22 protein-coding genes are annotated in these 24,192 nt (G+C 59.9%); 12 read left to right on the top strand and 10 right to left on the bottom strand.

All coding sequences use genetic code 11. The annotated features are described in order from the left end of the window. Positions 1 to 8: 8 nt before the first annotated feature. The gene (mdlC, locus tag HF916_RS35100; RefSeq protein WP_240975809.1) at positions 9 to 1,703 is read right to left on the bottom strand and encodes a benzoylformate decarboxylase; all 1,695 of its coding nucleotides are present in this window, start codon (positions 1,701 to 1,703) and stop codon (positions 9 to 11) included. Between mdlC and HF916_RS35095 the strand changes: the two genes are divergently transcribed. Next, positions 1,696 to 2,592, top strand: a complete 897-nt coding sequence (locus HF916_RS35095) for a LysR family transcriptional regulator (protein ID WP_168793393.1) — start codon at positions 1,696 to 1,698, stop codon at positions 2,590 to 2,592. The genes mdlC and HF916_RS35095 overlap by 8 nt on opposite strands. Before the next feature lie 63 nt (positions 2,593 to 2,655). Continuing rightward, a complete protein-coding gene (locus HF916_RS35090) occupies positions 2,656 to 2,868 on the top strand; it encodes a hypothetical protein (protein ID WP_168793392.1) in 213 nt (70 codons plus the stop codon). A gap of 187 nt (positions 2,869 to 3,055) precedes the next feature. Here HF916_RS35090 and HF916_RS35085 read toward each other — a convergent pair whose 3' ends face one another. Beyond that, entirely contained in the window at positions 3,056 to 3,331 is a 276-nt protein-coding gene (locus tag HF916_RS35085; protein ID WP_168793391.1) for a GlsB/YeaQ/YmgE family stress response membrane protein, read from the bottom strand. Between the two features lie 29 nt (positions 3,332 to 3,360). Beyond that, positions 3,361 to 3,678 carry a DUF883 family protein gene (locus tag HF916_RS35080; RefSeq protein WP_168793390.1) on the bottom strand — a complete coding sequence of 106 codons (318 nt, stop codon included), beginning with the start codon at positions 3,676 to 3,678 and terminating at the stop codon, positions 3,361 to 3,363. A 231-nt stretch (positions 3,679 to 3,909) separates the two neighbouring features. Between HF916_RS35080 and HF916_RS51770 the strand changes: the two genes are divergently transcribed. Beyond that, positions 3,910 to 4,167, top strand: a complete 258-nt coding sequence (locus tag HF916_RS51770; protein WP_168793389.1) for a hypothetical protein — start codon at positions 3,910 to 3,912, stop codon at positions 4,165 to 4,167. 19 nt (positions 4,168 to 4,186) lie between these two features. On the opposite strand, the gene HF916_RS51130 is transcribed toward HF916_RS51770, so the two are convergent. After that, positions 4,187 to 4,348, bottom strand: coding sequence for a hypothetical protein (locus HF916_RS51130; protein WP_240975808.1), 162 nt, complete (start codon positions 4,346 to 4,348; stop codon positions 4,187 to 4,189). 744 nt (positions 4,349 to 5,092) lie between these two features. Here HF916_RS51130 and HF916_RS35065 point away from each other — a divergent pair. The 5 genes from HF916_RS35065 (at position 5,093) to HF916_RS35050 (ending at position 8,142) form a co-directional block, all read left to right on the top strand. After that, entirely contained in the window at positions 5,093 to 5,422 is a 330-nt protein-coding gene (locus tag HF916_RS35065) for a hypothetical protein (RefSeq protein WP_168793387.1), read from the top strand. A gap of 113 nt (positions 5,423 to 5,535) precedes the next feature. Continuing rightward, entirely contained in the window at positions 5,536 to 5,808 is a 273-nt protein-coding gene (locus HF916_RS51125) for a hypothetical protein (protein ID WP_240975807.1), read from the top strand. Between the two features lie 844 nt (positions 5,809 to 6,652). Then, positions 6,653 to 6,793, top strand: coding sequence for a hypothetical protein (locus HF916_RS35060; protein ID WP_168793386.1), 141 nt, complete (start codon positions 6,653 to 6,655; stop codon positions 6,791 to 6,793). A 573-nt stretch (positions 6,794 to 7,366) separates the two neighbouring features. Next, positions 7,367 to 7,636: a DUF1488 family protein gene (locus HF916_RS35055; protein ID WP_168793385.1), complete on the top strand. Its 270-nt coding sequence runs from the start codon at positions 7,367 to 7,369 to the stop codon at positions 7,634 to 7,636. Positions 7,637 to 7,833: 197 nt separating this feature from the next. Next, entirely contained in the window at positions 7,834 to 8,142 is a 309-nt protein-coding gene (locus HF916_RS35050; RefSeq protein WP_168793384.1) for an acylphosphatase, read from the top strand. Positions 8,143 to 8,268: 126 nt separating this feature from the next. On the opposite strand, the gene HF916_RS35045 is transcribed toward HF916_RS35050, so the two are convergent. From HF916_RS35045 to HF916_RS35025, 6 genes are all read right to left on the bottom strand, one after another. Next, positions 8,269 to 9,561: a D-amino acid dehydrogenase gene (locus HF916_RS35045; protein WP_168793383.1), complete on the bottom strand. Its 1,293-nt coding sequence runs from the start codon at positions 9,559 to 9,561 to the stop codon at positions 8,269 to 8,271. Positions 9,562 to 9,877: 316 nt separating this feature from the next. Beyond that, positions 9,878 to 10,000, bottom strand: a complete 123-nt coding sequence (locus HF916_RS51565) for a hypothetical protein (RefSeq protein ID WP_277352300.1) — start codon at positions 9,998 to 10,000, stop codon at positions 9,878 to 9,880. A gap of 343 nt (positions 10,001 to 10,343) precedes the next feature. Continuing rightward, positions 10,344 to 11,009, bottom strand: a complete 666-nt coding sequence (locus HF916_RS35040) for a GTP-binding protein (RefSeq protein WP_168793382.1) — start codon at positions 11,007 to 11,009, stop codon at positions 10,344 to 10,346. 696 nt (positions 11,010 to 11,705) lie between these two features. Continuing rightward, entirely contained in the window at positions 11,706 to 12,212 is a 507-nt protein-coding gene (locus HF916_RS35035; protein ID WP_168793381.1) for an Lrp/AsnC family transcriptional regulator, read from the bottom strand. Positions 12,213 to 12,259: 47 nt separating this feature from the next. Then, a complete protein-coding gene (locus tag HF916_RS35030; RefSeq protein WP_168793380.1) occupies positions 12,260 to 12,985 on the bottom strand; it encodes a haloacid dehalogenase type II in 726 nt (241 codons plus the stop codon). Positions 12,986 to 13,100: 115 nt separating this feature from the next. Then, a complete protein-coding gene (locus tag HF916_RS35025; RefSeq protein WP_168793379.1) occupies positions 13,101 to 13,826 on the bottom strand; it encodes a haloacid dehalogenase type II in 726 nt (241 codons plus the stop codon). Positions 13,827 to 15,124: 1,298 nt separating this feature from the next. Between HF916_RS35025 and HF916_RS35020 the strand changes: the two genes are divergently transcribed. The 4 genes from HF916_RS35020 (at position 15,125) to HF916_RS35005 (ending at position 24,191) form a co-directional block, all read left to right on the top strand. Further along, positions 15,125 to 15,961, top strand: coding sequence for an IclR family transcriptional regulator (locus tag HF916_RS35020; protein ID WP_168793378.1), 837 nt, complete (start codon positions 15,125 to 15,127; stop codon positions 15,959 to 15,961). Between the two features lie 364 nt (positions 15,962 to 16,325). Then, complete coding sequence (locus tag HF916_RS35015) at positions 16,326 to 17,726, top strand: MdtA/MuxA family multidrug efflux RND transporter periplasmic adaptor subunit (RefSeq protein WP_168793377.1); 1,401 nt, start codon at positions 16,326 to 16,328, stop codon at positions 17,724 to 17,726. Positions 17,727 to 17,744: 18 nt separating this feature from the next. Then, on the top strand, positions 17,745 to 20,867 hold the full coding sequence (locus HF916_RS35010; RefSeq protein ID WP_168793376.1) for an MdtB/MuxB family multidrug efflux RND transporter permease subunit: 3,123 nt from the start codon (positions 17,745 to 17,747) through the stop codon (positions 20,865 to 20,867). 3 nt (positions 20,868 to 20,870) lie between these two features. Beyond that, complete coding sequence (locus HF916_RS35005) at positions 20,871 to 24,191, top strand: efflux RND transporter permease subunit (RefSeq protein ID WP_168793375.1); 3,321 nt, start codon at positions 20,871 to 20,873, stop codon at positions 24,189 to 24,191. The last annotated feature ends 1 nt before the right edge of the window (position 24,192 follow it).

The following is a 24,192-nucleotide window of genomic DNA, read 5'->3' as shown; positions in this document are numbered from 1 at the left end:
CTGCTTGCTCACGCGGCGCGCGTCTCTACTTCGATAAGCACTGGCCTTTTGCTGGCAAGAGCCTGCCGTAGGGCAGAGGTCAGGCTGGCACTGGAATCCGCATGCAAAGCATCCACGCCATAGCCACGTGCGAGAGCGCAAAAGTCGAGACCCGGCACATCGAGCCCAGGTACGTCTTCGACCTGAAGGACGCCGGCGAACCAGCGCAGCGCACCATACGTGCCATTCTTCATGATGATGAAAATCGCCGGGATTTCGTACTGAGCCGCAGTCCATAGCGCCTGGATGCCGTAGTTGGCAGAGCCGTCGCCAATCACGCCGATGACCTGGCGTTCCGGCTTCGCCAGTTGAATCCCAACGGCAGCCGGCAACGCGAATCCGAGACCACCTGCTGCTGCGAAGTAATAGCTGCCCTGCTCAGTCATGCGCAGGCGCTGCCACAGGATGTTTGTAGTCGACGTTGACTCATTTACGTAAATGGCATCACGCGGAGCCATCTCATCAAGGATGTCGAAAACGCGCTCTGGCGTCAGCGGACCAGGCGCTTCGGTCGCCGGCTCCGGACGACGCGTCGCGGTGGGACGCGGCCGGGTGCTCTGCGAAACGTTTTCACTGAGCGCGCGAAGCGTCAGCGCGACATCTGCAATGATTGCGTCACCCATCGGTGCGCGAGTCGCTTCATTGATGTCGCAGGTGATAGCGATAAGGCGAGTGCCCTTCGGCAGGTAGTCGCCCGGTTCGTACTGGTGATACCGGAACACTGGCGCGCCGACGACGAGCACGAGGTCATGGCCGTCGAGAATGCGGCTGATGCTCGCGATACCAGCCGGCAACAATCCACGGAAAGATGCATGTGTAGTCGGGAAAGCGCAGCGAGGCGCTGACGGAGCCATCCATACCGGCATCGACAGTTTCTCTGCAAGAGCGACAGCGAAGGCGTTCGCATTGCTCGCATCAACGTCAGGGCCGACAACCATGGCCGGGTTGCGAGCGCCGTCTAGCAACGCAACCAAATCGGCTAGCGCTTCTTCCGACGGCAACCCCGCGAGCGTGACACGCCGCTTCGCCAGATGCTCGACGCCGGGGCCTGCCTCCTGTTTCCAGTCGTCGTAGGGCACCGAGAGGTACACCGGACCTGCAGCCGGCGTAGCGGCCGTATGAATTGCGCGGCTCAATGCGAGTGGGACCTCTTGTGCGCAGCTCGGCTCGCAACTCCACTTAACCAGCGGACGAGGAAGCGTCGCCGCATCCACGTTTGCCAACAGCGCTTCGACGCCAACCATTGCACGGGTCTGTTGCCCGGCCGTAACGACCAGCGGCGTATGCGAATTCCACGCGTTTGCGAGCGCGCCCATTGCGTTGCCTGTACCCGCTGCCGAGTGCAGATTCACGAAACCCGGGCGGCCGGTCGCCTGCGCATAACCGTCCGCCATGCCCACGACGGCAGCCTCCTGCAGACCCAGGATGTAGCGGAAGTCCTTCGGGAAATCCTTGAGGAAAGGCAACTCGTTCGAACCTGGGTTGCCGAAAAAAGTGGTCAATCCTTGTTCGCGAAGGATTTCATAGCATGCTTGATGAACGGTGGTCATGAGGGTCTTCCTAATCGATATATCGATGCTAGGACCCGGCCCAAAATAAATCAAATCATCCATTTTTCTATCCGATAATAGATGACGTCTATATAGGGTGAAAGCCTTGACCACAACCGACCTGAACCTCATTCGCGCCTTTGTAGCAATCTACGAGACGGGCACCGTGAGTGCTGCGGCCAAGCGCCTTTACATCACACAGCCATCTGTCAGTCATTCGCTTGGCCGGCTGCGCGACCTGCTCCAGGACCCGCTTTTCACCCGGACGCGCGAAGGAATGATTCCTACGTTCAACGCCACGCAGCTGTTTAACGCATTCAAGCTTGCGCTCGACAACATCGAGTCAGCGATTGCGGCCACGCGCAACTTCGACTCGACGCAGTCGACCCGATGCTTCCGCCTGGCGTTGTCCGACCTGGGCGAGCTTTATTTCCTGCCATTTCTCGTCAAGGAACTGCAGACAATCGCACCATCGGTGGGACTTGAAATCGTGCAACTCGAAAGCGAGCGGATTACCGAATGGCTGAGTACTGGGAGCGTTGATGCTGCCGTCGGTAATCTGCAGCTCATTGGTGGCCAGGCGAGAAAGCGGACGCTGTTTACAGAGACCTACTCCTGCCTGCTCAGCGCCACACATCCGGCTATTGGCGACATGCTGACACTCCAGGACTATGTATCCGCTAACCATGCAGTAGTCGCACCCTTCTCGGGGCATCATCTGGTGGAGGACGTAATGACAGAGATGGGTCTATCACGGCGAATCGCGCTACGCGTGCCCCACTTCACGAATATCGTTGCAGTTATTGCGTCGACCGACCTCATCCTGACGCTGCCAACTCGCGTCGCGCGTGCTTTCGCAAACGACGGACGAATGCGAAGCCTGCCGTTACCGTTTCCCATATCGTCTTTCGATGTCAATCTTTACTGGCAGCCGCACGCGGAAGACTCAGCGGCTCAGCAATGGTTCTGCGACACGATTACGCGTACGCTGAGTGGAGTCTGAAATCCGGCAATCGGCGGGCCGAGTCGCCGCTCACAGTAGGCGTCTGTCAGTTCCGGGTCCAGCTTGCTCGCCAAGCGGCGCAAACCTCGTTATAAGTTCTTCCAGCAAAGATTCCTGCTCGAAGTGGCGCACGCGCGCCGACGGCTTGCGATTGAAGAGCAGGCGCAGGACGTGAGGCCTCCTTTCGATAGCAGCGGGGCTTTCGCCGGCGTGTCGATGAGCATATCAAGCATCCCCTTCGACACGGTGGCACATGGCGCCAGCACGAAGCATTGACCTTCCAGTGCGACCACCTGACTTGCAGCATTGTTCGCCTCTGCACTGAGCTGAAACGCACACCGCGACAGACCGAAAAACTCGGCGATGCCGCGGCATGTAACTGCTCGTGCTTCGGCGAATGCATCGGCGGATAAATGTCGCCACCCGCCGAGCTGTCACCATGCAGTGCTAGCGCGCAACCGCGTCAGAGAGAACCGGCACGACCTCGACTAAAGAGACGTAAGAGCGCAAGCAGGATGACGGCACCGATAAGAGCTGTAATAAGTGACCCGATAATGCCACTACCCAAGTGCAGTCCGAGCGCTCCTCCCAGCCATCCTCCAATGAAGGCGCCTACAATCCCGACGATGATGTCGACAAGTATGCCGAAGCCGCCACCGTCAACAATCCGGCCCGCCAATGCGCCAGCGATGCCGCCGATAATCAGCCAAAAAATGATTCCATGTGAAACAGGGTCCATGTTTCTTCTCCGATAGAACTAAATCCGCGTTAACGGCGAGCAAGCATTCCTATGATGAGTCCGCCGATGAGTGCCATCGTTACTGCTTTCCACGGAGCCTCATGAACATAGTCGTCAGTCGATTCAGAGACGACACGGTACTTCGTCCTGACCGCCTCCTTTGCGCCAACAATCTTGTCCTGCAGGTCGGATAACGTCCGGGCACCGGTTGCTCGGTCTCCGTCGCTGTCGCTGGACTTCGCTGTAGCGCCGTTGCCCTGTTGAGATGAACCGACGGAACTGGCCGGGTCAGACGCAACGGGCGAAAATCCGGCTGCCGGGGCAGTGGGTTGATGCGACTCGGTCATTTGAACCTCCCTATTTCGTTTGGATGGTCCAAGCACTGAGCAAGTGGCGTGCCCCACAGAGAATATTGAACGTGAGCGGAGGTCGCCATCAGCGGCGCTCACGGCGATTCGGTGTCGCGACGGTTCCGGGTGCATGCTTCGGACAAGACTGAGATGCGCGGTACCGATGGCCGCGCTGTGCAGACGTCGTTCGTCTGAAGGCATGCGTGCTCAGCGAACCGTGCCGGATTTATGCGTCCGTCCGAAAAAAAACAACGCGATGTTCAGGACGCAGAAACCTGCTGCCGCGTAGAAAATGGCGGCTGCACCCAGGCGGTCCGAAAAGGCACCGGCGATAACACTGGACACAAGCGTAACGATGCCGCCAAGCAGGTTGACGAAGCCGAATGCGGTTGCCGCACAGTTGTGCGGCGCGATGTGAGTAACTTTATGCTGGGCAGTCGGCGCCGCTTCTCTGTTCCTGAAGCCGCAATACGCGCGACCGCCTGACACCGTCGAAACATACCCTTCAACTGCCGCCCGAGCCCGGATTGGTGGCCGAAGCCGGCATGGCGGTGCTGGGCTTCTTGTGCATCTTCTTGTTCGAAGTACCACCAGCGGGTGCCATGCTATTCGACCCGGACGCGCCCGACACAGTACCGGTCGAACCACCCGCGCTCGGTTTGCTCATCCCCGTGCCGCCTTGACCGCTGGCTGCACCTCCGCCACCCGCGCCTTGAGCGTAGACGGCCCCTGATATACCGAAAATCAATGCCGAAATTAAAATTCCTCTCGTTGCGACTCGCATGGCTGTCTCCTCAAGTAAAGCGGTCGTTACCACCGGAAAGTGTGAGCCCGCATCCTGTCCCGCGCAATTCGCATGCCTCCGGTGGTCTAGCCTCATGGTGGACGCTACAGGCTGTGGCGCGCCGTCGCAGCGCGACCTCGAGCCGGATCGCCGCGTCCCGGGATTTCCTGACTGGACCGCTGTTCTATTTTTGGCCGTGGGACCTCAAGGTTTGCGTCGGGCCCCTGACGTTTTCCCGCACGGATACGCGTTTCTGCTGCAGTTGGTTAACCTTTGCCTGCAATTTAGTAGCGGTGATAGTAGCCGCCTGCAGGCACGACAATGCAACCACCCAGCGCACTTCCGAGACATATGGCCATCAGCATTAACACAAGAATTCGTTTCATAAAGCGCCTCACTTGTCAGTTGTGAACGCACTATATTGAGCCGGTAGATTACCGGTGTTTTGGTGTGTAACGAGACGTGTAGTTTGAAACACCCCACACGTTCGAATAACTCTCTGAAGTCCAGCCATCACGAAATATTTGGTTTCAGAACTCACAACTGCGCGGTCAGCACCGTGGTCGTCCTGGACGTTAAGCAGAAGAACGGCCAGAAACCGTCCCTTCAACTGAACCGGAGACGAACATGCACAAAGCTGCCTACAAAATCGCCGCTGCTGCTGCACTCACCTTGTCATTCATCGGCACCGCGTCGGCGCAGACCGGCTGGGATGCAACGCACCCACGCCGCGCTGAGGTCAACCATCGCCTGACGAATCAGGACCGTCGCATTCATCAGGAAGTAAGGGATGGCGAAACGTCCCACGCCGAGGCGGCGAGACTGAATCGCGATGACCATCAGATTCGCCAGGAAGAGCGCGACATGGCGAGCCAGAACGGCGGTCACATTACCAGGCGTGAAGACTACGCGTTGAACCAGCAGGAAAACCGCGTAAGTCGGCAAATCGGGCAATAACGCCTGACGTCAACGCCAGCGACAACTCGAGAGAGGCTGTCGGCGTCGGCGTTGGCGTTGGTGGTCTGCGTTCTGCCTGGATTTGGTGGTCTTTAGAGGTGCTGGAGGGCGACATGAAGAGTACGAGTGAGCAATCTCTGCGTGGTCAGGTCGAAAAATGGCTCGCGCCGGCGCCCGCAACGCCAGTTCGCGTGACCGCGTTCAGCCGCACCCCATTGGGCGGCCGACGTTACGTGTGCGTCGAGACGTCGTCGCCATCAGGAGCGCGCGCACTGTTCTTCTTTAAGCATGATGACGGCAGTTGGTGCGTGTTCCCCCAGACTGCCAACAGGCGGAAGTTGGCAGCAGCGCGGCCCGTCATGCCAGTGACGCTTGTCGACCGTTAGCGAGTCCGTTCGCGAACAACACTTCGCACCGGACAGCGACGAACAAGAGAGCAAATTTCGGAAGCGTTCAGCCCGGTGATGACTGAGGACCAGTCCCGACGCAGCGCGTGCACCATGGATACATGCTGAACCAGGCAACCGGTTTCTCCTGTTCGCGCCACGCATAGCTCATAAGCTGATGTGCGTGTATTCGACAGCGAACTCGCGGCGTGTCGGATCCGGATGGATTGAGCGTTATAACGAAGTCCTCAGAAGCTCTTTCATCGCGTCGGTCGGTCTCGCCATCTGGGTGTTTGCGGTCCAATAGGCCAAGCGGATAAGAGGACCTTCTTTACTGCCTTTTTACTTGCCGCCGGGTTTGAAGCGCGCCAAAATTTGAAGAACGTCAAATAAAGGAGTGACGCCTTGCGCAATCGATGTCGTCGACCTTCGAACTGTTTCACTGCCTAACCTGCAGGACGTCTGCGCTCCCTTTTCCCAGCCGCCGTCTTGGCGGCAGGCAGGCGGTGCGCGCCGTAGTCACTCTCTCCGTGCACCTTGATTAGCGCCATGAGGACACAGCGGTTGCGCGCGTCCACGTGGTCCCCTGTCGCGAGCGTCGACTCGCGGATGCGTCTATTCGCGCCTGTTCGATTGCGCGAGCGAACGCGTGACTAAACACGAGCGTATCAAACGCCGATAAGGAGCCGCCATGCCGGACAGTGACCGTTACCCCATATGCCGCTCACTCTCACCTTTGCCTAAGGGAAGCGAGTAGACGTTCGTCGCTGCGCGCATGACGCCCAGGCTTCGCGTCTGCTGGTTTTCCGTGAATCGCGTTGAACCAAACGCTCGGAGAAATATCATGAATTTCGGTCTCCTCGTGTCGCAACTGCCCCACGTCCAGGAATCGCGCGTCCACTATGACGCCATGCTCGCGCTGCAAACCCGCGAACCGCACAGATTCGCCGCCTTCTGGCAGCGTCTCAAAACCCTCCTTTCATAATTTTTCCGTTCAATCGGCACACGCAAGAAGGTCACGTGCAAATTAGTGTAGTCGGCAGACAGCGAGTGCCGGAACCATCCGAACGTGCGCGCCGTCGTCGCAACGATGACGCGCATACGGGCATTTGACACGCAATGTGAAAATCGTCTACACCAAACTGCGGGCTGGCCATGAAGATTATTGAACGCAATGATGCAGCCGAAGCAGTGCGGTGCCTGAGTGCACATGAACTGGCGACGCTCCTGGTGCTACTTCAAGCACCCGTCGATGTAATGACCGCAACGCCGGACGTAATGGCACTTCGCGACGCCGGCTTCGCCCAACTGGTTGACTGTGGACAAGGCACAACCAGATTCGCGATTACAGACGAAGGAAATGCCGTGTTGCGGATACTAAGCGCTGGATGATTCGGCGGCTGGAGCCGCAAGCCTGGTGCCTGTGGTCACGCTGCTACCAAACGAATGGGCGCGTTAATTTTCTGAGCCTGCGGCGCCATGACTTATGATAAGGCTAGTACTGCGCGAGTCCCGCCGGGGCAATCCGGCGGTCGGATCAACAAAAAGCCGATGAACCATGGACAGCACTCTCGCCGCAGAAGCCAGCGTTTCCTCCGACGGAAAGCTAGTCATTTTTGTCGCACACATTCGTGGCCGTGCCGTGCAATGCTCGATTACTCGCGAGGCGCTGGAACGACATTTCTGGGCGCCCATTGGCGCAAACGAAGCACGCTTGCTAAAAGCTTATACGGACGGACACAACCGGATTGCGGCGGCCGTTGAGCGAAGGATGCTGCGGGCCCCTGACGAGTCAATAAAGCTGAACGCCGCAGATTTTTCTCACTGAACGTTGCGTTACCCCGTTTCGCGCAGACAAAGAAACCTATTGTCGTGCAGCGAGCTTTGGCAGGTGCATGGCCGGTGGGGCGCCGTTAGCCGGTGAGTAGCGCCGACGCGATAGCTTCCCGCCTTCGCAATAGGCGCGTTCATACGGAGCCGTTCGGCGCGCAGGACATAATGACAACCAACGCTGGAATCACACAGATGGAAGACGACCGGAACGACGGGATGCTTGAGACGCGGCTGGTGAGGGTGCGCGGCCTCGTGCAGGGCATTGGCTATCGGGAAGCCTGTGTACGCCGCGCCCATTCACTGAGCGTCACCGGCTGGGTCCGCAACCGCATGGACGGCTCGGTGGAGGCGATGATTCAGGGCTCGCCGGCGCAGCTTGCAGAAATGTGCGGCTGGCTAAGCGAGGGCATGTCCGCTGCGCTTGTCGACAGGCTTGAGGTGACCGAGGTCCAGCCACCATTCGCCCGCTTCGAACACTTTGAGCGATTACCGACATTGTAGGTGCCACGGTTTACTGCATAGCATCTCCACGGCGCATAGGCCTGGCGTGCTAACTTTGAACGACGCCCTCTCCTCGACCCGGCGGCTCAATATTCATTGCCTGAGATGCTTATTCGAATGCAATTGCTAGTTGAGGTTAAAGTCGGCTGGAGCCTGACGTTCTGTGGCGTAGCGGAAAACGTTCAGGTCGTCATGCTTGATAGCTGGTTCTTTTCCGGATATCAAGTCCGCAAGAAGCTGTGCCGAGCCGCATGACATGGTCCAGCCGAGCGTGCCATGACCTGTATTCAGATAAAGGTTGGGCAGTGCGGTGCTGCCAACAATCGGCGTCCCGTCGGGCGTCATGGGACGCAGTCCGGTCCAGAAGGTGGCGTTCGACGTATCGCCGCCACCTGGGAAAAGGTCGTTCACACACATTTCCAACGTCTCGCGACGGGCTTCGCGAAGACGTTTATCAAAGCCGACGATTTCAGCCATTCCGCCAACACGGATGCGCTTATCGAACCTTGTGATAGCGATTTTGTAGGTTTCGTCAAGGACGGTTGAAATCGGAGCACGTTCCTCATCGAGGATTGGCGCAGTGATTGAGTAGCCTTTGAGTGGATATACAGGAATCTTGACGATTCCAGAAAGGAAGTTCGTCGAGTATGACCCAAACGCCACTACGAAGGCATCGGCATGAATGAGCTTGGCACCATGCCGCACGCCGGTAACCTTGCCACCCTCGACAACAAGACCTTCGACATGAGTGTTGTAACGGAACCTGACGCCAGCCTGCTCAGCCAGAGCTGCAAGCCGAGTCGTGAATAACTGACAATCGCCGGTCTCGTCGCCGGGCAAGCGCAATCCACCTGTCAACTTATGTGAGGTGGCTGCGAGTGCGGGCTCAATCCGGGCGAGCTCGTCTCTGCTCAGCAACTCGTACGGAACGTTGGCCTCTTTAAGTACGGCGATATCCTTGGCCGCGCCATCAAATTGCTGCTGGGTGCGAAAAACTTGCAGAGTGCCGCCTGTGCGCCCTTCGTATTCGATACCTGTCTCGGCTCGCAGAGCCTTCAGGCAATCGCGACTATATTCCGCAAGTCTGACCATGCGATTCTTGTTCACTGTGTAGCGTTCGGCAGTGCAGTTTTGAAGCATCTGCCACATCCATTGAAGCTGAAACTGCTTGTCTTCGTCGTCTGGCCTGATCGCAAGCGGCGCGTGCTTCTGAAACATCCACTTCACTGCTTTAAGTGGCACGCCAGGAGCTGCCCATGGCGCTGCATAGCCAGGCGAAATCTGCCCTGCGTTTGCAAAGCTCGTTTCAAGCGCCGGACCTTCTTCACGGTCGATGACAGTCACTTCATGGCCTGCACGCGCAAGGTAGAACGCACTTGTTACGCCGACGACACCGCTGCCCAATACGACGACTCGCATAGATACTGACTCCGCAGCCAAAATGAACGCAAACAGCTTGAAAATGCTTAAAAACCAGCCAATCTAAGTTGATGTATGAATAGTATCCGGGATGCGGCAGTTGTCATTATTATTTACAGAAATGTTTTTGGTTTAATCAACTGTTTCTCCAATGAGCGAGCGTGCGTAACGCTTCAGACGGTGTCGGCGCGCCGATGCCAAGACCCGTCACGAGGGTTATGGCAAACAGACGACTACATGTGATGTTCATTCTGTCCTCCCTTCCCATAGGTATGCACAGGTGAGTCCAGCCGCACCCATGCAGCAACAGCTTCAGTTAGTAACGCCCATAGTCTTCGTGGTGATGGTGATAGTCGCCGCCCTCGGGAACAACAATACAGCCGCTCAACGCGCTTCCCAGACATATGGCCACTAGCGTCAATACAAGGATTTTCTTCATACAATGCCCCACTCGTTGTTCTCGAAACCGCGCTATCGAGAGAGGGAATTACCGACGTGTTTATGTGTAACGAAACGTGTCGCATAAGCCTGCCGCCGCACCGGCGAAACAATGAGACCGGCGCATCTCAACCGCACGCAATGCGCATGCCTGGACTAGCAGTCTCGGTGGAACACCACTGACGTTGTTCACGCGAGTCTCGGACCGATGCGCATATGCAGCACCCAGCATCGCAAAGTGTTCTGAGACGTGAGTCTGAGCGCTGGGCGTGTTGGCTCGCGCCTAGCCGCACAACTGGGCGCTCCTGCAATCGAGTCCCCTTCTTATCGTTGCGTGAACCAGCTTACCCTGTGCGCAACCGGGATGGACTCCAACTCTCGGCTCCCGCAGTCCCGCGCGATAACAATGGCGCCAAGCGGCGGCGCGTTGTCCCGATTGAGGCGGCGAGGTGCTGAGAATGTCGCCCCCACGCTGTGCAAGAGAACTCGGTCATTGCCTTTCTCTCCTGGAACAATTGCTTTAATGCGCAGCAGTCGTTCCCAAGCGCACCGGCTATGTTTTCGAGCCAGTCCAACGAAGCCTCCCAGGGAAAATCTTCATCGAATTTTGCACGAAACACCCGGATTCTCGGATGGAGCAGACTCCTCCGCTCTTGCTGCTTAGCGTCCCCGTTCCCGACGACGTCCTCATTCTCGCTGGGCGCCAGAAACGCCTGCCGTGCACGAACCGCAGCAGAAAACTCGTTAACGATTTTTGCTACCGGATTTGCGGACGCCACGACTTCTAGCGCCTCGTCACGTCTCTCGTTGGCTACGAGGTCAATCTTGGTAAGAACAATCGTGTTGGCTGCCGCAAGTTGAGCTGCAGCGTCTTCAAAGTCGGCAGTCTGCAACGCACGTCGACTGCAATCGTAGGTTGTAACCAGATGGAGCTTGAGCCGCACCGAACTTTGCGCGATGCAATTTGTCGTGCCAATCAGCAACGCGGCACACAACATTTCACGTTTCATTTGTCCCCTCTGATAGATATAGGCGTGTTGACGGCGACGCTGAAGTTGGCGTGCCATTGAATGCAGAGAATTCGGGACGCGGTGAAATCAGATGAAGCGTTAGCCGCTAAATGACATCAGGCCGCGTGCCGACCCAAGCCAGTATTCATGCAAGTCTTTTTGACACCAATCGACGAAACATAGGAAACGGCGTCGTCTGATTTAGACGTTGCATACGGCTCGACATCGGAGAAGGGAGGGGGTCGTCAACCGTCGCCGGCAACATCAAATGGCTGCGAGCAATGGGGTTGCACGGTGCCGGCAGTTGCCGCGGAGGCACCTCAGCTGTACGGCTGAGAAAGTGTTCGACGGGATTCTGTCGAACTACCGATAAGAGGAGAGAGATTTAACGGAACAGGGCCGTCAGGCCCGAGGCGCACCAAAGACGGAACGCTGTCGCCCGACCAAAGTTGACGTGATATCCGACGGCGACGACTGCCCGGTGGCTTAACAGGCATTTGCAACGGTGGGACGACCTTACGTCTTTTGAAGGGTTAATGTCGCCGGTCGCGCCAGCTTGCCGAAGTAACTTCGCGGCCTGTTCGAGACTCATGCCGAACAGATGGGCAACCTGATGAAACTCGAACCACGCAGTGTTCTCGTCAAGGCTTCCATTGATTTTCCTGCTGCTCGCGGAGCAAACATACTGAACGGTCCTCATCGTGCACGCTCCTCCTGATCGTCGTCGGATAGCAGCTTGTCGAGCGGCATCGTCTGTTTGACGAAGGGCGACCGAATGACGATGTAGCTAAAATATTTCTCGATTCCGAGATTGCGGTCGACCAGCTTTTCGATGACTTCCTGGTAATGGCCAATGTTTTTGACGATGGACTTAAGGAGGTAGTCGTAGCCTCCACTGACGAGATGGCACTCGGTAATCTCATCAAAATCACGCAGGTTCGCTTCGAAGCGCGTGAAATCTTCACGCCTGTGGTCGTGAAGCATGATTTCAGTGAAGACCGTGACCGTGCTGGTTAGTTTGGCCAGGTTCAAGTGCGCTCCGTAGCCGGATATGATTCCTGCGGCTTCAAGACGCTTCACACGCTGCAGGCAAGGACTCGCGGACAACCCAACGGCGCTCGCGAGATTTGCGTTCGTCATGTTGCCGTTCTTCTGCAGTTCGGCGAGGATTTTTATATCGGTCCGGTCAAGCTTCTGTCGCATATCGTGCGTGCTCGAATTGGCTGCTGTGTCAGTTGAAGGCGACTGCACTATCCGTTTGCCAAGTCCTCGTGATGCGCCTTGACCAGCTGCGCCATGCTGGTAAATTTGTAGTCGACCGATGGTTCGACAGTAGTCTTCGCCGTTGCGCCGAATCCGCGCTGCTCATAGCGCCGGTGAATCCAGCATGAACGAAGCTGCAGCTCACTCGCAGGCTCATGGTCGTGGTAAATGCTGTCGGCGATATGGAGTGTATCGTCCTTTCCTATGCCCATCGCCGACAGCGTCGAGAACAGATATTCGAAGATATTCCGCGACGGCTTGTACGAACCTACATCCTCTGCTGTCACGATTGCATCGAAGTCGACCGCCAGCTTCGCGTTGCTCGCTCTGAAGCTTCGGTTATCCACATTGGATACGACCACCAGCTTGAAATACTTCTTGAGATATTGCAGCGTGCTCGCCGAGTCCGGAAAGGCGGGCCAATCTCCCACCGAGGCGCCATACGCAACCGCCTCGGCCCAGCTGTAACGCAGGCCCCACTCCTCCGCCAGGCGCTTGTACACAACCCGAAGGAGCTGGTCATAGGGCATCGCGGGCGTCATCTTCTGTTGATACGACTCATGACGTGCATGGGCCTCAAGGATTTCATCACGTGCTAAAGGTTCGGGCGCCCGCGAGGCAAGCTCCGACAGACCCGATGCGATGCCTGACTCCCAGTCAATCAGCGTTCCGTAGCAGTCAAATGTGAGTGCCTTGAAATCTGTCAAAGCCACAACGCCCCCTATGTATCAGTGCCTTCATACGCCCCGTTGCGCAGCAAATGTCATGTCAACATCCTCAGCGCGAGGATAGCCCGCGCCTCGGTGACGCTGACAAGACATCAATGACTTACTTCTTTGCCCGTGCTTCCTGGTGTGCTTTGGCGAAGTCGGCCATGCTGTTGAACCGGAAGTCGATGTTCGGCTGCATGCGGGGGTTCATCGTCGCACCGAAGCCCGTCTGCGAATGCCGGCGATAAATCCAGCACGATGCCAATCCGAACTCGTTTGCGGGCTTGTGGTCATGAAAAAGACTTTCGGCCGTGTGAAGGATTTTTTCTTTCTTGATGCCGCGGTCACCGAGCTTCTCGAGCATGTATTCGAAATTTCGCGGCGACGGCTTGTATGAGCCAACGTCTTCCGCCGTGATGATTGCGTCAAACTCGACCTGCAGTTTGGCGTTGCTGTACGTAAAGCTCTCATTGTCGATGTTCGACAAAATGACGAGCTTGTAGTGCTTCTTCAGGTACTGCAGCGCTTCGGCGCTGTCCTCAAACGCAGGCCAATTTTGCACCGAGCGACCGTAGGCCACGCATTCTTCGTAAGTGAACGAGAGGCCCCATTCTTCGGCCAGTCGCTTGTAGACGATGGGCAGCAGTTCCAGATAGCGCTTCGCCGGCGTGTACTTCTGCTGCGACGATTCGTGGCGAGCATGGGCCTCCAGAACCTGGTCGCGCGTGAGCGGCGTCCTGGCACGCTCGAGCAACGGCTTCAGGCCTTGGAAAATGCCACTCTCCCAGTCAATCAAGGTGCCATAGCAGTCAAAGGTAAGGGCGTCGAAGTCGGTCAGTTCCACGGTTACTCCTCTCGTATGTCCAGATGGAGACTTAAGTGTATTGAGCAGATGCGGCAACCAGAACTTTAATCGAGCGGCCGAACAGCAGCTTTCACCGTCTCTGCTCGGCTCGACAGCAATTTCTGCTGCGGCCTCCGATTGGCTTATAGACCTACGTGTTCTCCCGTATACGGATGACCCGTTAAACGGTGCAAAGGCTCCGCAGAAAGTGAATCTCCCGGGGTTCGGTTTTTTTCGCGGCATAGCCCGCTCGCGATTCACGCAATTTCAAACGTAGGAAACTGGGCCGACCATTTCCCACTTTGAGAAGGAAGACAGCCGCAGTTGCATGCTGCAGATCCGGTCTCTTTGGAGAGATGAGATGGCCGTATTAGGTGTGGTAGTGACAGTGCTGTTGTGGAGCTCGCTTGCAACCAGCGTTAACCTCTTGCACGGCGCGCCCACCTTGTTCGTCACCCGACCACTCCGGGATACTGTGCAGGTCTTGCGCGGGTCGAATGACCACCTCTCCGGGCAAATCCTCGCCGGCTGCGGCCAAAACTCCAAAGTCGTTCCGGTCGACCGGATTGTGTCGGGTCGCCTCGTGTCGTTCTTGGATATGGTCAATCGGCTTGCCATAGCCCTGAGCGTCGACCCTTGTCTTCTGCTGTCATCTGACCCGGCGGAAGCGCCTGGAGACTACGTCGATCGCCGCCTTGGCGACTCAGTAGCCTGCGCGTCAGGTCGGTCGGCATCAAGGGCCGGCGCAACATCCTGATTTGCTGCCGCGCATCATCCAATTGAGCAAAGCTGCAGACTTTGTTGCACGCAAAGGGGCGTTTAATGAATGCCGCAAACTTTGTTGTGCGCCGACAAGCCGAAAAAAAAAGGCGTCACGTTGCCGTGACGCCTTAAAAAGTTCTAGCCATTCCGAGGGCCGTGCTAGAACCTGAGAGACGGTATTCGAAAGTTTGGCCTGCGATGCGGCGCCTGTACAGAGCGCGACATGGACTGTTACGGTGGACTATGAGAAGACACTCGACACAGACATTGTGCGGGCCACGGCAGGTTCAAAAACTTCAAAATGCAGAACCTGAAACCGTCTTTCGAAATGAGATTCCATTTTTTATGGTTATGCTGACTAAGTCAAGCAAAATCTAAAGAGGCTTCATCCGTCGCGGAAAAATATTCCGATACAATGAATCTTCTGATGAAAAATCACTTCGATGCCCCATTTTGGGGCCGCCGCCCGCGCTTTGAGAGACGACCGCCAGCAAGGCTGCGAAGAAAGAAATTGAAATAAAGTTCCAAAAAAACACATGAACCGACCCACGCCCTCCCGAACCGCCGCAGATCCGGCCAGAGACAAAGACGGCCCCGGCGACGAAGTGACCGCCCTCGCGCGCGGCCTGACCGTACTGCGCTCCGTCGCAGCCGCCGACGCGCCGCTCAGCAACCGCGAACTGACCGAGATGACCGGCATTCCCAAGCCCACCGTGTCGCGGATCACCGCCACCCTGGTCAGCGCGGGCTTCCTGTTCCGCCTGCCCGACAGCGAGCGTTTCGTACTGACCTCGTCGGTGCTGGAGTTGAGCAATGGCTTTCTGCGCAACTTCGATATCCGCGCTCGCGCGCGGCCGTTCCTGATCGAACTGGCCGAACGCACGGCGTTGTCCGTCCATCTGGCCGTGCGCGACCGCCTCGACATGGTGGTGATCGACGCGATCCGGCCACGTTCGGCGGTGCTGGTGTCGCGCCTCGAGATCGGCTCGCGCATGAATCTAAGCCGCACCGCCATCGGCCGCGCCTATCTGGCCGCGCTCGAAGCGCCGGAACGGGAAAAATTGCTGATCGGCTTGCAGGCGGCTGAAGGCGACGACTGGGGCCACGTCAGCAGCCGGCTCGACAGCGCATTGCAGGAAACCATCGAGCGCGGCTTCGCGATTGCCACGGGCGAATGGTACGACGGACTGAACGCAATCGCAGTGGGTTTCACAGGACCGTCGGGCGAACGCTATGCGGTCAATTGCGGCGGCTCAGCCGACCAATGCCCGCGCGACTGGCTGATCTCGCGCGCCGCGCCGGCGCTGCTCGAGTGCGTCGCCAAAATCGTGCTGGAGATTGGCGGCACGCCGGGGCGCCGCCTCGATACCTGAACCGGCCGCGGGTTCGCCGGCCGGCGGCGAAGGTTATTGCAAGACATCCTGTAACCTTCGTAATCAAAAGAAAAATACGCGGGTGGACTGTTACAGAGCCCGCGACGTACGATCATGCCTTTCCGTCGCGGGACGCGCGCCCGGCTTGCCGTTTTCCCCTGCGATAACGTTCCGGCCGCCTGTTTCAATGCCGCATTGCGCTAACATCTCTGTCCCGCGCCTCGGGTAGCATCGCGCTGAACGAGCGCGGCGCACCCGTTGTCGAAACCGCCTGTCATGCCACTCGCGCGCCGGTCCGCCGAACTGTCGAAACGGCACGAACGCGCGAGCGGCTCACATCCAAGCCAGTCACCTGACCGAACCGATGGACGAACAACAAAAGCATTCGGAAACCACACGCCCTGTTCCTCCGGCTTCCCAACCGTCCTCCAGCGGCGGCCCCGCCGGCACATCGAACCAGCCACCAGGCATGGTGAAGCGGCACCGCGGCCGCAATCTCGCGTTGATCATCGCGGCGCTGGTCATCCTCGGGGTCGTGCTGTGGCGCTGGCATCCGTGGGGCGGTCCCGGCGGCGACGCGAGCGGCGCCGCCGGCGCCAGCGACGCGAGCGGCGCCCGGGCCGGCCGCGCGGGCCGCGGCGGTGCCACGGCCAATATGCCGCAGCCGGTTCACGTGGCGGCCGCGACACAGGGCGAAATGCCGGTAGTGCTGACCGCGCTCGGCACGGTCACGCCGTTGGCCAACGTCACCGTGCTGCCGCAGTTGAGCGGCGTGTTGCAGGACGTGTATTTCAAGGAAGGCCAGATGGTCAGGAAGGGCGACGTGCTGGCCCAGATCGACCCGCGCCCGTATCAGATCTCGCTCGACAACGCGCAAGGCACCCTCGCGCGCGACGAGGCCCTGCTGCAGACCGCCCGCCTCGACCTGAAGCGCTATCAGACGCTGCTCTCGCAAGACTCCATCGCCAGCCAGCAGGTGGATACGCAGGCCTCGCTGGTGCGGCAATACGAAGGCACGGTGAAGTCCGACAAGGCCAATATCGACACATTCAAGCTCGACCTCGTGTATGCGCGCGTCACCGCGCCGGTGTCGGGACGCGTCGGTTTGCGCCAGGTCGATCCGGGCAACTACGTGACGCCAAGTCTGACCAACGGCCTCGTGGTGATTACGCAGTTGCAGCCGATCAGCGTGATCTTCACCACCTCCGAAGACAATCTGCAGCAAATCATCCAGCAGACCCAGTCGGGCATGAAGCTCTCGGTCACCGCGTATGACCGCAGCAACACCACGTCGCTCGAAGGCGGCATGCTCGAAACGCTGGACAACCAGATCGACACCACCACCGGCACGGTCAAGCTGCGCGCGATCTTCCAGAACAACAAGAACCTGCTGTTCCCGAACCAGTTCGTGAATACGCGCCTGCTGGTCGATACGATCAAGGACGCCGTGATCGTGCCGACGCCGGCCGTGCTCAACGGCTCGATGGGCCCGTTCGTGTACGTCGTGAACGCGGACAACACCGTGACCGTGCGGCCGGTCAAGATCGGCCCCGTGGATGGCGAGCGCACCAGCATCAAATCCGGCCTGGCCGTCGGCGAGCGCGTCGTGATCGACGGTTCGGACCGGCTCAAGGAAGGCGCGAAGATCACCATTCCGGCCGACAAGCCCCGCGGCGCCTCGGACGCTCGTGGCGCGGCCGCTGCGTCGGGCGCATCCGGCGCCCACGCGCATCATGGCAAACACGCGGCGCAAGCCTCGCAATAAAGGCACGGCACTTACCGCATGAATCCATCCCGCGCTTTTATTCTGCGTCCCGTCGGCACCGCGCTGCTGATGGCGGCGATCATGCTGGTCGGTCTCGTCGCGCTGCGCTTTTTGCCGCTCTCGGCGCTGCCCGAGGTCGACTATCCGACGATCCAGGTGCAGACCTTCTATCCGGGCGCGAGCCCGGACGTGATGACGTCGTCGGTCACCGCGCCGCTCGAACGCCAGCTCGGGCAGATGCCGTCGTTGAATCAGATGTCGTCGCAAAGCTCGGCCGGCTCGTCGATCATCACGCTGCAGTTCAGCCTCGATCTGCCGCTCGATATCGCCGAGCAGGAAGTGCAGGCCGCCATCAACGCGGCCGGCAACCTGCTGCCGTCCGACCTGCCCGCGCCGCCGATCTACGCCAAGGTCAATCCGGCCGACGCGCCGATCATCACGCTCGCGATCACCTCGAAGACGCTGCCGCTCACGCAGGTGCAGGATCTGGCCGACACGCGTCTCGCGCAGAAAATCTCCCAAGTGGCGGGCGTGGGTCTGGTGAGCCTGTCGGGCGGCCAGCGCCCTGCCGTGCGAATTCAGGCGAACCCGCGCGCGCTCGCCGCGTACGGCCTGAATCTGGACGACTTGCGCACCACGATTTCGAACCTGAACGTCAACACGCCGAAGGGTAACTTCGACGGCCCGACGCGCAACTACACGATCAACGCGAACGACCAGTTGACCGATGCCGACGCGTACAAGAGCGCGGTAGTCGCGTACAAGAACGGCCGCGCGGTGATGCTGACGGACGTCGCCACCATCGTGCAGGGCGCGGAAAACACCAAGCTCGGCGCGTGGGTCGACGGCACGCCCGCGATCATTCTGAACGTGCAGCGTCAGCCGGGCGCGAACGTGATTCAGGTGGTGGACAGCATCAAGAAGCTGCTGCCGCAATTGCAGCAGGCGCTGCCCGCCGCGCTCGACGTGGAAATCGTCACCGACCGCACCACCACGATCCGCGCTTCCGTGCGTGACGTGCAGTTCGAACTGGCCATGTCGGTCGTGCTGGTCGTGCTGGTCATGTACCTGTTCCTCGCCAACGTCTACGCGACCATCATTCCGAGTCTCTCGGTGCCGCTCTCACTGATCGGCACGCTCGCCGTGATGTACCTGTGCGGCTTCTCGCTCGACAACTTATCGTTGATGGCGTTGACCATCGCGACCGGCTTCGTGGTGGACGACGCGATCGTGATGATCGAGAACATCGCGCGCTACGTGGAGGAAGGCGAAGCGCCGCTCGAAGCCGCGTTGAAGGGTTCGAGACAGATCGGCTTCACGATCATTTCGCTGACGGTCTCGCTGATCGCCGTGCTGATTCCGCTGCTCTTCATGGGCGACGTGGTCGGCCGCCTGTTCCACGAATTCGCCATTACGCTTGCCGTGACGATCGTGATCTCGGCGGTCGTGTCGCTCACGCTCGTGCCGATGATGTGCGCCAAACTGCTGCGCCACACGCCGCCGCACGAAAGCCACCGTTTCGAAGCCAAGGCGCACCGCGCGATCGACTGGGTGATCGCGCGTTACGCGGTCGCGCTCACGTGGGTGCTGAACCGGCAACGCTCCACGCTGGTCGTCGCGCTGATTACACTGGTGCTGACCGGCGTGCTGTATGTGTACATTCCGAAGGGCTTCTTCCCGGTGCAGGACACCGGCGTGATCCAGGCGATCACGCAGGCGCCGCAGTCGGTGTCGTATGCGTCGATGGCCGAGCGCCAGCAGGAACTCGCGGCGCAGATCCTGAAGAATCCGGATGTGGAGAGTTTGACTTCGTTCATCGGCGTGGACGGCAGCAATATCACGCTGAACAGCGGCCGCATGCTGATCAACCTGAAGCCGCGCGACGACCGCAGCAACACCGCGAGCGACGTGATCCGCCAGTTGCAGCGGGATGTCGCGCATATTCCCGGCGCGTCGTTGTACATGCAGCCGGTGCAGGACTTGACGATCGACTCGACCGTGAGCCCGACGCAGTACCAGTTCATGCTGACCGATCCGAACATCAGCGAATTCACTACGTGGGTGCCTAAGCTGGTCGACCGGTTGAGGCAGTCGCCCGAACTGGCCGACGTCGCGACCGATCTGCAGGACAACGGCCAGTCGGTGTACATCGAAATCGACCGCGCCACCGCGTCGCGTTACGGCATCACGCCGGCCACCGTGGACAGCGCGCTGTACGACGCGTTCGGCCAGCGCATCATCTCGACCATCTTCACGCAGTCGAACCAGTACCGCGTGATTCTGGAAGCGCAGCCGGAGATGCAGCATTTCACCGAATCGCTGAAGTCGATCTATCTGCCCTCTTCCACGTCCACGGGCGGCCAGGTGCCGCTGTCGTCGATCGCGCGCTTCATTGAGAAGCCCGCGCCGCTGCTGGTCACGCACCTGAGCCAGTTCCCGGCCACCACGGTGTCGTTCAACCTCGCGCCGGGCTCGTCGCTCGGCGCAGCGGTCAAGGCGATCGACCAGGCGGAGAAGGACGTCGGCTTGCCCGCGTCGTTCCAGACGCGCTACCAGGGCGCGGCACTGGCGTTCCAGGCGTCGCTGTCGAATGAACTGTTCCTGATCCTCGCGGCCATCGTCACGATGTATATCGTGCTGGGCGTGCTGTACGAGAGCTTCATCCATCCGATCACGATTCTCTCGACGCTGCCCTCGGCCGGTGTCGGCGCCTTGCTGGCGCTGCTGATCACCGGGCACGATCTCGACATCATCGGCATCATCGGGATCGTGTTGCTGATCGGTATCGTGAAGAAAAACGCGATCATGATGATCGACTTCGCGCTCTACGCCGAGCGCGAGGAAGGCAAGCCGCCGCGCGAAGCGATCTACCAGGCGTGTCTGCTGCGCTTCCGCCCGATTCTGATGACCACGCTCGCCGCCCTGCTCGGCGCACTGCCGCTGATGCTCGGCACCGGCGCAGGCTCCGAATTGCGCCGTCCGCTCGGTATCGCGATTGCAGGCGGGTTGATCGTCAGCCAGTTGTTGACGCTGTTCACCACGCCGGTGATCTACCTTGCGTTCGACTCGCTGGGCCGCCGCGCGCGTGAGCGCTTCAATCGTGGCAAGCCGACGCCGCCCGTTACCGACGCAGGGAACTGAGCGATGAATCTGTCGCGTCCGTTTATTTCCCGCCCGGTCGCCACCACGCTGCTGGCGGTCGGCATCGCGCTGGCCGGTGTTTTCGCGTTCACCAAACTGCCGGTGGCGCCGCTGCCGCAGGTCGATTTCCCGACCATTTCGGTGCAGGCCACGTTGCCGGGCGCGAGTCCGGATACCGTGGCGACCAGCGTCGCCAGTCCGCTCGAACGGCATCTCGGCTCGATCGCCGACGTCACCGAAATGACCTCGCAGAGCTCGGTCGGCTCGACGCGCATCACCATGCAGTTCGGCCTGAACCGCGACATCGACGGCGCCGCGCGCGACGTGCAGGCCGCCATCAACGCGGCGCGCGCTGATCTGCCCGCAAGCTTGCGCAGCAATCCGACGTACCACAAGGTCAATCCGGCCGATGCGCCGATCCTGATTCTGGCGCTCACGTCGAAAACGCTCACCGCCGGCCAGTTGTACGATTCCGCGGCCACCGTGCTGCAGCAGTCGCTGTCGCAGGTGGACGGCGTCGGCGAAGTCGATGTGAGCGGCTCGGCCAACCCGGCCGTGCGTGTCGAACTGGAGCCGAATGCGCTCTCGCACTACGGCATCGGTCTCGAAGACGTGCGCGCGGCGCTTGCCGCCGCGAACGCGAACAGCCCGAAAGGCTCGATCGAATTCGGCCCGAACCGCGTGCAGATCTATACCAACGACCAGGCCAGCAAGGCGTCGCAATACAAGGATCTGGTCATTGCCTATCGCAACGGCGCGGCGGTGAAGCTCTCCGACGTGGCCGAGGTGGTCGATTCGGTCGAAGATCTGCGCAACCTCGGCCTCTTCAACGGCAAGCGTTCGGTGCTGGTGATTCTGTACCGCCAGCCGGGCGCGAACATCATCGATACCATCGACCGTGTGACGGCGATGCTGCCGCAACTGCACGCGTCGCTGCCCGCGGACGTCGACATCGCGCCGGCCGCCGACCGCTCCACCACGATCCGCGCCTCGCTGAAAGACACCGAGCGCACGCTGGTGGTCGCGGTCGCGCTGGTGGTGATGGTGGTGTTCCTGTTCCTGCGCAACTGGCGCGCCACGCTGATTCCGAGCGTGGCCGTGCCGATCTCGATCATCGGCACGTTCGGCGCGATGTACATGCTGGGTTTCTCGATCGACAACCTCTCGCTGATGGCGCTGACCATCGCGACCGGCTTCGTGGTCGACGACGCGATCGTGGTGCTGGAGAACATCTCCCGGCATATCGAGAACGGCGTGCCGCGCATGAAAGCGGCCTTCCTCGGCGCACGCGAAGTCGGCTTCACCGTGCTGTCCATCAGCATCTCGCTGGTCGCCGTGTTCCTGCCGATTCTGTTGATGGGCGGCATTGTCGGGCGCCTGTTCCGCGAGTTCGCGCTGACGCTCTCGCTGGCTATCGGCGTGTCGCTGATCGTCTCCCTCACGCTCACGCCGATGATGTGCTCGCGCCTCCTGCGCGAGCCGCACGAGCAGAAGGAAGAAGGACGTTTCGGCCGCTGGCTGGAACGCGGCTTCGCGTCGATGCAGCGCGGTTATGAACGCACGCTCGGCTGGGCGCTGCTGCATCCGCGCCTGATCGTGACGATCCTGCTGCTGACCATCGGCCTGAACGTCTGGCTGTACATCATCGTGCCGAAGGGCTTCTTTCCGCAACAGGACACGGGGCGGCTGGTGGGCGGCATTCAGGCCGACCAGGCCACCTCGTTCCAGTCCATGAAAGGCAAGTTCGCGCAGATGATGGAGATCGTCGGCAAGAATCCGGCAGTGGAGAGCGTGGCTGGTTTCACCGGCGGGCGGCAGACCAATTCCGGCTTCATGTTCGTGACGCTGAAATCGAAGTCCGAGCGCAAGGAATCCGCCGATGAGGTGATCCAGCAACTGCGTGCGCCGCTCGGCGACGTGGCCGGCGCGCGGACTTTCCTGCAAGCGGTGCAGGACATTCGCGTCGGCGGACGGCAATCGAACGCGCAGTACCAGTTCACGCTACTGGCCGATTCGACGCCCGACCTGTACCTGTGGGGACCGAAGCTCACCGAGGCGTTGCAGGCGCGCCCCGAACTCGCGGACGTGAATTCCGACCAGCAGCAAGGCGGCCTCGAAGCGATGGTGACGATCGACCGGGCCACCGCCGCGCGCCTCGGCATCAAGCCGGCGCAGATCGACAACACCTTGTACGACGCGTTCGGCCAGCGCCAGGTGTCGACGATCTATAACCCGCTGAATCAATATCACGTCGTGATGGAAGTCGCGCCGAAGTACTGGCAGAGCCCGGACATGCTGAAGCAGATCTACATCAGCACGTCGGGTGGCAGCGCGAGCGGCGCGCAGACCACCAACGCGCCGGCGGGCACGGTGACAACCGCGACCGCCGCCGCGACAACCACGGCGACGAGCGCGACGACGGGCGGCACGGCGGGCACGACTGCTTCGAGCGCGGCGAGCATCGCCGCCGACTCCGCGCGCAACCAGGCGATCAATTCGATTGCGGCGAGCGGCAAGTCGAGCGCTTCGTCGGGCGCGGCGGTGTCGACGGCGAAGGAAACCATGGTGCCGCTGTCGGCGATCGCGAGTTTCGGGCCGGGCAGTACGCCGCTCTCCGTGAATCACCAGAGCCAGTTCGTGGCCTCGACGATTTCGTTCAATTTGCCGCCGGGCGTTTCTCTATCGACGGCGACCCAGGCGATCTACGACACGATGGCGCAGATCGGCATGCCGGGGACGATCCACGGCAGTTTTCAGGGGACGGCGCAGGCGTTCCAGCAGTCGATGTCCGATCAGCCGATCCTGATTCTGGCCGCGCTGGCCGCCGTGTATATCGTGCTGGGGATGCTGTATGAGAGCTATATCCATCCGCTGACGATTCTGTCGACGCTGCCTTCGGCGGGCGTGGGCGCGTTGCTGGCGCTGCTGCTGTTCAAGACGGAGTTCAGCATCATCGCGTTGATCGGTGTGATTCTGCTGATCGGTATCGTGAAGAAGAACGCGATCATGATGGTGGACTTCGCGATTGAAGCGTCACGGCATGGACTGTCCTCGCGGGATGCGATTCATCAGGCTTGTTTGCTGCGGTTCCGGCCGATCATGATGACGACGTTTGCTGCGTTGCTGGGGGCTTTGCCGCTGGCGTTCGGGCGGGGTGAAGGGGCTGAACTGCGCGCGCCGCTTGGGATAGCGATTGTCGGTGGGTTGATTGTGAGTCAGATGCTCACGCTTTATACGACGCCGGTCGTGTATCTTTATATGGATCGGATTCGGGTGCGGTGGGAGTCAAGGAAGGGTCGCAGGACAGGGGTTGCGCCTTCCTGAA

It is taken from the genome of Paraburkholderia aromaticivorans, assembly GCF_012689525.1.
GTDB lineage: Bacteria > Pseudomonadota > Gammaproteobacteria > Burkholderiales > Burkholderiaceae > Paraburkholderia > Paraburkholderia aromaticivorans_A.
This window is presented reverse-complemented; position numbering and strand designations above follow the sequence as displayed.

What these genes read in the sequence shown, in the direction of transcription:
- HF916_RS35005 (WP_168793375.1), top strand. Translation starts at nt 20,871, where the DNA reads ATGAATCTGTCGCGTCCGTTTATTTCCCGCCCGGTCGCCACCACGCTG.
- HF916_RS51770 (WP_168793389.1), top strand. Translation starts at nt 3,910, where the DNA reads ATGCGTCCGTCCGAAAAAAAACAACGCGATGTTCAGGACGCAGAAACC.
- HF916_RS35055 (WP_168793385.1), top strand. Translation starts at nt 7,367, where the DNA reads ATGGACAGCACTCTCGCCGCAGAAGCCAGCGTTTCCTCCGACGGAAAG.
- HF916_RS51125 (WP_240975807.1), top strand. Translation starts at nt 5,536, where the DNA reads ATGAAGAGTACGAGTGAGCAATCTCTGCGTGGTCAGGTCGAAAAATGG.
- HF916_RS51565 (WP_277352300.1), bottom strand. Translation starts at nt 10,000, where the DNA reads ATGAAGAAAATCCTTGTATTGACGCTAGTGGCCATATGTCTGGGAAGC.
- HF916_RS35045 (WP_168793383.1), bottom strand. Translation starts at nt 9,561, where the DNA reads ATGCGAGTCGTCGTATTGGGCAGCGGTGTCGTCGGCGTAACAAGTGCG.
- HF916_RS35085 (WP_168793391.1), bottom strand. Translation starts at nt 3,331, where the DNA reads ATGGACCCTGTTTCACATGGAATCATTTTTTGGCTGATTATCGGCGGC.
- HF916_RS35010 (WP_168793376.1), top strand. Translation starts at nt 17,745, where the DNA reads ATGAATCCATCCCGCGCTTTTATTCTGCGTCCCGTCGGCACCGCGCTG.
- HF916_RS35060 (WP_168793386.1), top strand. Translation starts at nt 6,653, where the DNA reads ATGAATTTCGGTCTCCTCGTGTCGCAACTGCCCCACGTCCAGGAATCG.
- HF916_RS51130 (WP_240975808.1), bottom strand. Translation starts at nt 4,348, where the DNA reads ATGAGCAAACCGAGCGCGGGTGGTTCGACCGGTACTGTGTCGGGCGCG.
- HF916_RS35080 (WP_168793390.1), bottom strand. Translation starts at nt 3,678, where the DNA reads ATGACCGAGTCGCATCAACCCACTGCCCCGGCAGCCGGATTTTCGCCC.
- HF916_RS35040 (WP_168793382.1), bottom strand. Translation starts at nt 11,009, where the DNA reads ATGAAACGTGAAATGTTGTGTGCCGCGTTGCTGATTGGCACGACAAAT.
- HF916_RS35015 (WP_168793377.1), top strand. Translation starts at nt 16,326, where the DNA reads ATGGACGAACAACAAAAGCATTCGGAAACCACACGCCCTGTTCCTCCG.
- HF916_RS35035 (WP_168793381.1), bottom strand. Translation starts at nt 12,212, where the DNA reads ATGCGACAGAAGCTTGACCGGACCGATATAAAAATCCTCGCCGAACTG.
- HF916_RS35020 (WP_168793378.1), top strand. Translation starts at nt 15,125, where the DNA reads ATGAACCGACCCACGCCCTCCCGAACCGCCGCAGATCCGGCCAGAGAC.
- HF916_RS35065 (WP_168793387.1), top strand. Translation starts at nt 5,093, where the DNA reads ATGCACAAAGCTGCCTACAAAATCGCCGCTGCTGCTGCACTCACCTTG.
- HF916_RS35050 (WP_168793384.1), top strand. Translation starts at nt 7,834, where the DNA reads ATGGAAGACGACCGGAACGACGGGATGCTTGAGACGCGGCTGGTGAGG.